10 protein-coding genes and 1 pseudogene are annotated in these 8,707 nt (G+C 27.1%); 1 reads left to right on the forward strand and 10 read right to left on the reverse strand.

The window, feature by feature from the left end; all coding sequences use genetic code 11:
* Window positions 1–118: 118 nt before the first annotated feature.
* The 10 genes and pseudogenes from HMPREF0216_RS06580 to HMPREF0216_RS06615 form a co-directional block, all read right to left on the reverse strand.
* Complete coding sequence (locus HMPREF0216_RS06580; RefSeq protein ID WP_005212764.1) at window positions 119–787, reverse strand: nitroreductase family protein; 669 nt, start codon at window positions 785–787, stop codon at window positions 119–121.
* Between the two features lie 23 nt (window positions 788–810).
* Window positions 811–951 (reverse strand): hypothetical protein, encoded by a 141-nt coding sequence (locus HMPREF0216_RS18095; protein ID WP_005212772.1) that lies wholly within the window; start codon window positions 949–951, stop codon window positions 811–813.
* A 6-nt stretch (window positions 952–957) separates the two neighbouring features.
* Window positions 958–1,011, reverse strand: a pseudogene (locus tag HMPREF0216_RS18100) (ArsR family transcriptional regulator); the annotation flags it as partial.
* 9 nt (window positions 1,012–1,020) lie between these two features.
* Complete coding sequence (locus tag HMPREF0216_RS18105) at window positions 1,021–1,176, reverse strand: hypothetical protein (RefSeq protein ID WP_005212774.1); 156 nt, start codon at window positions 1,174–1,176, stop codon at window positions 1,021–1,023.
* A gap of 483 nt (window positions 1,177–1,659) precedes the next feature.
* The gene (gene aat, locus HMPREF0216_RS06590; RefSeq protein ID WP_005212775.1) at window positions 1,660–2,313 is read right to left on the reverse strand and encodes a leucyl/phenylalanyl-tRNA--protein transferase; all 654 of its coding nucleotides are present in this window, start codon (window positions 2,311–2,313) and stop codon (window positions 1,660–1,662) included.
* Between the two features lie 119 nt (window positions 2,314–2,432).
* Complete coding sequence (locus HMPREF0216_RS06595; RefSeq protein WP_005212778.1) at window positions 2,433–2,585, reverse strand: zinc-ribbon domain-containing protein; 153 nt, start codon at window positions 2,583–2,585, stop codon at window positions 2,433–2,435.
* A gap of 244 nt (window positions 2,586–2,829) precedes the next feature.
* Window positions 2,830–3,270, reverse strand: coding sequence for a hypothetical protein (locus HMPREF0216_RS06600; protein ID WP_005212780.1), 441 nt, complete (start codon window positions 3,268–3,270; stop codon window positions 2,830–2,832).
* A 121-nt stretch (window positions 3,271–3,391) separates the two neighbouring features.
* Window positions 3,392–4,672: a DEAD/DEAH box helicase gene (locus tag HMPREF0216_RS06605; protein WP_005212782.1), complete on the reverse strand. Its 1,281-nt coding sequence runs from the start codon at window positions 4,670–4,672 to the stop codon at window positions 3,392–3,394.
* A gap of 353 nt (window positions 4,673–5,025) precedes the next feature.
* Window positions 5,026–6,222: a dicarboxylate/amino acid:cation symporter gene (locus HMPREF0216_RS06610; RefSeq protein WP_040419229.1), complete on the reverse strand. Its 1,197-nt coding sequence runs from the start codon at window positions 6,220–6,222 to the stop codon at window positions 5,026–5,028.
* 342 nt (window positions 6,223–6,564) lie between these two features.
* Window positions 6,565–7,122, reverse strand: coding sequence for a manganese efflux pump MntP (locus HMPREF0216_RS06615; protein ID WP_005212787.1), 558 nt, complete (start codon window positions 7,120–7,122; stop codon window positions 6,565–6,567).
* Window positions 7,123–7,401: 279 nt separating this feature from the next.
* On the opposite strand from HMPREF0216_RS06615, the gene HMPREF0216_RS06620 reads away from it, so the two are divergent.
* Complete coding sequence (locus tag HMPREF0216_RS06620) at window positions 7,402–8,619, forward strand: 6-phosphofructokinase (protein ID WP_005212789.1); 1,218 nt, start codon at window positions 7,402–7,404, stop codon at window positions 8,617–8,619.
* The last annotated feature ends 88 nt before the right edge of the window (window positions 8,620–8,707 follow it).

Here is an 8,707-nt window from a genome sequence, read left to right on the forward strand (position 1 = left end):
TGTTGCCCATGCTGGGCACACACAAAAAAAGCTGAGATTACATTAAAGTAACTCAACTTTTATTATTTATAATTTACCTATTGTATAAATTTTTTATTTAATAATAATTTAAGTGAAATTATTCAGCCCAATGCCAACCATTACTTCCCGCACCTATTTCAAAGTGATATTTTACTATTCCAAGATCTACTTTACTGTAAAATGCCATTAAAGCTTTTGCTTTAACTTCATTTCCTTTAAGTATTATATTAAACTTTTGTTGGTTAACTGCTGTTGGTGCAAGTTGTGCAGCCTCCATTCCCTTTCTAAACCACTCTGGCATTTCACCCTCTACTGAAGAAAGTTCTTCTATAGTTTTTGTTTTTCTAGAAATCCCTGAAGTTTCACCATATCCAATGGCAATTACACATACTAATTTTTCATCTCTATTTACTGTACATTTCACCTTTGATTTACTATAAGTAAGTGCTACCCAACATGTATTAAGCCCTAATTGTGCTGCTTTTAAAACAATCTTTTCCCCATAATATCCACAACGTTCATCAAGATTATCTCCTTTTTTTCCGATAATAGCTATATAATTTTTAACATTTTTAAAATTTCCATAATGAGCCATCTTACCACTAAATGCATTAGGTTCATCAACACATAGTTGTATATTCATATTTCCTTCATTATTGCATTCATCAATTGTTTTTCTTAATTCACATTGAATTTCTGAACTAATTTTTTTATCTGTATAACTCCTTACAGAATGACGCTCCTTCATAGCTGTTAAAATATCCATTGCTAACACTCTCCCTTATATATTTAAAAATTTTCTTCTTCATTTTTAGAACAATTAACATCTTGAACTATTTCATATATATAATTCATCAAATCCTTTAGTTCTCTCCATTGTGTTTCATCTGAATTAACATAATAATAGTTTTTAGTTCCTTCACGCCTCATATTTATTATTCCTACATTTTTTAATATTCTAAGATGGTGAGATACCGCAGGTCTCGATAAATGTGTCTTTTAAGTAATTTCACCAACTCTAATTCCATTATGATCACTTTCAAGTAATGCAATAATAATTAATTGTCTAGTTTCATCTCCTAATGCAATGAAAGCACTTCGTGAACTCTTAAATCTTTCAGCTAATTTAAACATCCTTTGTTTACATTTATCCATAATTACTTTCCCTTTTATATAAGTTTATATTTTATATCCCTATTATATGTAATTTTATCTCTGGGTCATGTATACTTAAAATCCCTCTATATCTTTAATTGTTTTATATATCACAAACCCACATTAATTTTTATTTTATTCTTCATATAACAGACTATTTCTAATGTCTAATTATTTTATTATTACTAAAAGCTTCATTAAACAGTTTAAACTTTTAAACCATTTTATCATAAAAATATTATTTTTTTTCAATGGGAAAGAAAATCAAGACCATTAAATTTTAAAGTGATTTATCTCTTAGAAAATATAAAAATACTTTCATAGAATCTAATTATATTTATTCTATAAAAGTATTTTAAATTTAGATTTATTTAATTTTATATTTAAATTCTTTCTTTTTATAACTATTCCTTATATTTATAGATTAATTTCTTAAGCCTATATATTTATTACTAATAATATATTCTAACCTAATAAATGTATTTAAAATAAATCAATTCCTTGTTGTAACATCTCCTTAAATTCTTCCCAACTTACAAATTTTCCACCCATACTTTCTAAATGATTAGTATGCATTTGACAGTCTAAAAATAGATATCCTTCTCTTTCTAGCTTTTTACACATACTTATCAAAGCTAATTTAGATGCATTTGTTTCTGTTGAAAACATACTTTCACCAAAAAAGCATCTTCCTATTTTAACTCCATAAAGCCCACCTACAAGCTTTTCATTCTTATATACTTCTACACTTGAAGCAAAACCTTTATTAAATAAATTTATATAGGCTTCCTTCATATCATCAGTTATCCATGTTCCTTCTTTATTTTCTCTAAGTTCCTTACATTTACTTATTACACCTTGAAAATCATTATCAAAAGTAATTTTAAACTCACCCTTATTAAAAACTCTCTTCATTGATTTTGATATTTTAACTTCATTTGGTTTTATAATAAATCTAGGTTTTGGACACCACCATAATATTGGATCTTCATCATTATACCAAGGAAAAATCCCATTACAATAAGCTAATAAAAGCCTTTCCCATCTTAAATCTCCACCTACAGCTAATAATCCATCCTCTTCTGCAAACTCTGGATTTGGAAACATTATTTCATCTGTTAATTGGTATATAGGCATACTATCCCCCCATAAGTTATTTAATACTATTAAAATATCATAATACTGTAATATAATCTATTGTATTTTTATATATAAAAAGGCTGTAGTTTAAAACTACAGCCTATAACAATCTAAAATTATCTTCTATTTTGCTCTTTTTTAGCTCTTCTACAAGATATACATCTTGTTGGTTCGTTATCGAATCCTTTTTCTTTGTAGAATGCTTGCTCTCCTACTGAAAATACGAATTCACTTCCACAATCTCTGCATACAATAGTCTTATCTGTCATAACTATTCCTCCTAAATTTTAAGATTTTAAATTGATAATATAATCTCTAATTTACGAGAAACTACCTATCCAAATGAAATCTATTATTTTGTTAGCATTTCTGCTACTCACTAAGTGTAACATAGTATTACTTATATTACAAACTTTATTTTTTATTTTTTTAAAATATATTTTTCCAATAAACTTTATATTCTTTAGAATGGCCTAAATACCCCATTTATCGTTTTATGCTATTAAAAAAATTTTATGATTTTATATTAACTGTTGGCATTATATATTCTTCCATATTAAACTCTTTATTTATATATCTATTAACAAACCAACATGTTAAATCATAAGAACATCTATGTAATATTAATGCTGATTCGCTATTATTTCTACTATCTATAGAAGACATATTAATTACTCTTCTTATTTTATTAAATATAGCTAGTCCATCTTCATCTATGTCTGTTTTTATCTTTAACTCTTTTAATCTATCATTTTGATCCATACCAATAAGCAACCCTAAACCTTCAAGTTTTGCTACTTCTTGTGTTAAATTCTCTGAAAACATTTTAGCTTTTGTTATTGAAATATTTGCATCTCTAAACAATGCTTTTTCCATGGCTATCATATAATTATTTAAATACCTATAATTCTTATCTAATTCATTAAATACTTTATTTTTCGTAATTATCTCCACCTTTTAATTAATTTTAAATCTAATATTTTTCTTATTTCTAATTATATCATATATAACATATTAATACTCTTAATTTAATTCATATCATTAATATACATTATGCTAATTATGAAATATATTTCTAATTGCTACTTTTATTAGGTTTGTTTTTATTATATGATTTACTTCTATAGTTACTTTTTCCATTCCTATTTTTGTTTCTATTATTGTTGTTTCTATTACCTTTATTTCTTTCACTATTACTCTTTGCTTGAATTGTAACCACTGGTTGTATTATTTCATACTCTTCTTCTAATACAGGTATAGACTTACCAATAATTTTTTCAATACTTCTAAACATTGCTTTTTCTTCTTCATCACAAAAAGTTATTGCAACTCCTGAAGCCCCAGCTCTTCCTGTACGTCCAATCCTATGTACATAAGTTTCTGCCACATCTGGAAGATCATAATTTATAACGTGAGATAATTCATCAATATCAATTCCTCTAGCTGCAATATCTGTAGCAACTAAAACTCTTATATTACCTTCCTTAAAATTATTTAATGCTAATTGTCTTTGATTTTGAGACTTATTTCCATGAATGGCTGCGCTTTGTATTCCAGCCTTTTCAAGATCTTTTGCTATCTTATTTGCTCCATGCTTAGTTCTTGAAAAAACTATCACTGACTTTATACTTTCATCTTTTAATAAATGAATCAGTAATGATTTTTTATTCTTTTTAGGCACAAAATATACACCTTGTGAAATAATTTCTGCTGTTGAAGAAACCGGTTGAACCTCTACTTTAACTGGATTCTTTAAAATAGAATTAACAAGCTTAGTTACTTCTTTTGGCATAGTAGCTGAAAATAATAAATTTTGTCTTTCCTTAGGTAATTTCGATATTATTTTCTTAACATCATGAATCATTCCCATATCAAGCATTCTATCAGCTTCATCAAGTACAAAGTATTTAACATTACTTAAATCAATATGTCTTTGATTAACTAAATCTAAAAGTCTTCCTGGTGTTGCAACTAATACATCTACTCCCGCATTTATTTTTCTTACTTGAGACGTTTGGTTTACTCCACCAAAAATAACCGTGTTCTTTATATCTAAATATTTTGCATATATAGTGAAATTTTCCTCTATTTGAATAGCTAATTCTCTAGTAGGTGCTACAATTAAAGCTTTTATGCTTCTTTCTTTACTGTTGCCTTTAGCTGTAACTATATTTTGTATTATTGGAATTGCAAAGGCTGCTGTTTTTCCAGTTCCTGTTTGTGCACACCCTAAAATATCTCTTCCTTTTAACACTACAGGAATTGAATTTTCTTGTATTTCCGTAGGCTTTTCATATCCAGCCTCACTTATAGCCTTTAATACAGGCTCTATTACATTTAACTCTTTAAATATCATCTTTTCTCCCTTACGATTAAATTTATCCTTAAATAATGTATTACATTAAATAAAATATACATAATTAATATAGATTTTAATAAAAAAGAACACTATATATGCCCAGTTACTAACAAAAGCATTATATAGCGTTCACTTATAACATTATATATCATTTACTTAATAATAGCATTAACTTTTTACTGGAATATCTCTTAAGCCTATACTAATTTTTCTTTAACTAATTAAAAGTATAGTACATTTATGCACCATTTAAGTTAAATATAATAATACTATTTATCATTAATCTCAAATAAAAAAAGCTAGATAAAACTCTTATCTAACTCTTTCATCAATAAAAATATATTCAATACTTATGCTACTATAGTATCTTTACTTTTACTTTTATTATTTTTTCTATTTATTATATAATCAACTAATATAGCAATAGCTCCATCCCCTGTTACATTTGTTGCAGTACCAAAGCTATCTTGAGCTGCATGAAGTGCAATCATAAGGGGTTTTTCTAAAGTACCAAAGCCAAGCATTGATTCTAATAGTCCAAGTGCCGCCATAACTCCTCCACCTGGTACTCCTGGTGCTGCTATCATTGTGACACCAAGCATAAGTATAAACGGCATTATCATTCCAAAAGTAGGAACTTGTCCATTCATATACATGACAGCCATTGAAGTAAGTACTAAAGTTATAGTATCTCCTGCTAAATGTATTGTTGCTCCTAGAGGGACAACGAAATCTAAAACTTCTTCACTGACATTATTCTTCTTAACACATGCCAAAGTAACTGGAATTGTTGCTGCTGATGATTGTGTTCCAACAGCTGTCATGTATGAAGGAATCATATTTTTTATAAGTTTAAATGGATTTTCGCTTTTCACTGCACCAGCAATGCAATATTGTAATAATATATATGCTAATTGTAGTGAAAATAATATTACATACACAAGTCCAAAAGATTTTAATGTATTAAATATCTCACCACTATAACTTAACTTTGCAAAAACACATCCAATATATATTGGAACTAACGGAATTAAGACTTTAGTAACTATCATTAAAACTATGCTATTAAATTCTCCTACCATTTTCAACATAGCACTATTTTTTATTTTTGATAAACCTATACCTAATATGAAGGCTAATACAAGAGCAGACATTACACTCATAATTACTGGTATTTCTATTGAAAAGTAAGGTTGAATCTCTTTCCCACCTTCACCTAATAATACACTTCCATTTATAAATCTAGGTAATATATTACTTCCAATTAAGTATGCTGCAAATCCAGCACCTATTGTTGATATATATGCAATAACTGTTGTTATTATAAGACCTTTACCTGACTTTCCACCAAGACATGCTATCCCTGGAACTATAAATCCTATAATTATTAATGGAATCACAAATGACAAGAAATTTCCAAATAGTCCACTAAAAGTAGCTAATATTCTTACTGGAAAATCAATATCATTATTTCCACATATTAAGCCTATACTTATTCCTAAAATTAAACATAAAAATATTCTTGTAATTAAAGATATTTTTCTCATACTAAGCCCCCTCATATATTTGTATCCCCTTAAAATACATTTGTATTTTTTATCTATTTGTTGTCTTTGTATAGAATACATGTGTATTCTTACCACAAACTTAATATAAACCATATCTTTTATATTGTCAAACTATTTTTATGAAACTTTTTATATTTTCATTATTTTTTATATACATAAAAATGCTTTTTAGTGATTATTCATTTATTCTCTTCATTTCATCGCAAAAAAAAGAACCCCTACATATAAATTGGATTTTCTCAAAGTCCATCATATAGGTCCTCTTTTTTTATACTTACAATTTCTCATTTTTAAAGCGTATATAAATTATTGTACATATTCTTAGAAGAAAATCATTTTAATGGCAAATATAATTAATGTTATGCCTCCCAAAAAATCTGCATATTTAGATATAAAATTTATTCTTCTTATGTATCTACATAAATAAAATGCAAATGTGGAAAGTATTAATGTTATTACTCCAACAATAGTTGAATCTACTAGTACATTAGATATATTACTAACATAACTAAATGCAGTAAATCCTACAACTAATGCATCAATACTAACTGATATACCTAAAATTAATACCATTCCTCTTTTTACTAATAATGCTCCATCCTTATTATTATCTTCAAAGCCTTCCTTAATCATCATAATTCCAACTATAGAAATTGCTATTCCACCAATTAAATTAGGTATAGCTGTTATATATTTTTCAAATAAATGCCCGCCTATTCCACCTAAAAAGAAGAATAAAAATTGAAATACAGCAAAAGATATTATAAATGCAACTTTATTACTTCTTTTTACTTTTGCATTTAAACCTATACTTATAGTAACTCCAACAGCATCCATCGCTAATGCCACACCTATAACAATTATATCTTGTAAATTCATTCGCCTCTCCTTTTTGCAATATTTGTATAATTATATTATTAAATTTATCTACCTATGATTATTATTGTAAATTTTATTTTTATGTCTTTTATTTATATGATTTTTATTGTATAGTATATATTGTATTAATTAATTAAGTTAAATAGTATATCACATTTATCTATATTAATTATGATTAATAAAATATAAAAAACTACATATTACAGCAAGTATGCTATATTAATTTAAAATAAAAATCATTACATAAATTTAAATTCAACTTAAAAGGAGAGTATTTTAATGGCAAATTGCATTATAGCACAATCAGGCGGTCCTACATCAGTTATAAATTCTAGCGTTGTTGGATTATTAGAGGCAAATAATAAATTAGGTGTTTTCAATAACGTTTATGCAGGACTAAATGGTATCGAAGGAATTCTTAATGGTAATATAATTAATTTATCATCATTTTCACAAACTGAAATTAACAATTTTAGATATACACCATCATCTGGTTTAGGTTCTTGTAGATATAAAATGAAAAAATTAGAAGAATCAACTGATGAGTATGATAGATTATTAGAAATTCTTAAAGCTAATGATATTAAAGCCTTCTTTTATGTTGGCGGAAATGACTCAATGGATACTATTGCAAAATTAAGCTACTATGCTGAAAAAACAAATATAGATATTAAATTTATAGGTATTCCAAAAACTATAGATAATGATTTAATGTATACTGATCATACTCCTGGTTTTGGTAGTGCTGCTAAATTTATTGCTACAACAGTATTAGAAACTTATTTAGATTCTTCTGTTTACATAAACAATGGAATATTTATTTTAGAAACTATGGGACGTGATACTGGTTGGCTTGCATCTGCTGCATCTCTAGCTAAAATGAACGGAAAACAAGTTGCTGATTTTATTTATTTACCTGAAGTTGCCTTTGATGTAGACAAGTTCTTAATGGATGTAAAAGCTAAATTTGAAGAGCAAAATCAAGTTTATATAGTTGTTTCTGAAGGTATTAGAACTGCTGAAGGAAAATTTGTTGCTGAAAGTAATGCTCAAGCACATGATAAATTTGGTCATGCTCAATTAGGTGGAGTTGGTCTTTTCTTAAAGAACTTAATAATTTCATCTGGAATAACTAAAAGAGTTAAATCTTTAGAACTTGGGGTTCTTCAAAGATGCGCTATGCATTGTGCTTCAAATATTGACTTAGAAGAAGCTTATGAAGTTGGTGCTGAAGCCCTAAAGCAAGCTAGCTTAGGAAAATGTGGCTACATGATTGGTATAAAGAGAGAGAGTAATACCCCTTATACTTCATCATATTTCTTAGTTGAGGCTAACAAAATAGCTAATAACGTTAAATATTTCCCAACTGAATGGATTAATGAAGAAGGTAATAATTTAACACCTGAAGCTGTAGAGTATTTAGAGCCACTTGTTTCAGTTGTTCCAACTGTAGTGTCTACTAGTAAGCTACCTGAGTTTAAAGTATTTAATAAATAATTTTTATAATATAAATGGAAGATGGATTTTAAACTTATTTTTTAGTTAATTTATCCATATTGAGACTGTAGATAATTTTGTGTAATAT

It is taken from the genome of Clostridium celatum DSM 1785 (genome assembly GCF_000320405.1).
GTDB classification, from domain to species: domain Bacteria; phylum Bacillota; class Clostridia; order Clostridiales; family Clostridiaceae; genus Clostridium; species Clostridium celatum.

Excerpts from the sequence above, each read along its gene's own strand:
- HMPREF0216_RS06615 (WP_005212787.1), bottom strand. The coding sequence starts at position 7,122 with ATGAATTTACAAGATATAATTGTTATAGGTGTGGCATTAGCGATGGAT.
- HMPREF0216_RS06595 (WP_005212778.1), bottom strand. The coding sequence starts at position 2,585 with ATGACAGATAAGACTATTGTATGCAGAGATTGTGGAAGTGAATTCGTA.
- HMPREF0216_RS06620 (WP_005212789.1), top strand. The coding sequence starts at position 7,402 with ATGGCAAATTGCATTATAGCACAATCAGGCGGTCCTACATCAGTTATA.
- HMPREF0216_RS06610 (WP_040419229.1), bottom strand. The coding sequence starts at position 6,222 with ATGAGAAAAATATCTTTAATTACAAGAATATTTTTATGTTTAATTTTA.
- aat (WP_005212775.1), bottom strand. The coding sequence starts at position 2,313 with ATGCCTATATACCAATTAACAGATGAAATAATGTTTCCAAATCCAGAG.
- HMPREF0216_RS18105 (WP_005212774.1), bottom strand. The coding sequence starts at position 1,176 with ATGGATAAATGTAAACAAAGGATGTTTAAATTAGCTGAAAGATTTAAG.
- HMPREF0216_RS18095 (WP_005212772.1), bottom strand. The coding sequence starts at position 951 with ATGAGGCGTGAAGGAACTAAAAACTATTATTATGTTAATTCAGATGAA.
- HMPREF0216_RS06580 (WP_005212764.1), bottom strand. The coding sequence starts at position 787 with ATGGATATTTTAACAGCTATGAAGGAGCGTCATTCTGTAAGGAGTTAT.
- HMPREF0216_RS06605 (WP_005212782.1), bottom strand. The coding sequence starts at position 4,672 with ATGATATTTAAAGAGTTAAATGTAATAGAGCCTGTATTAAAGGCTATA.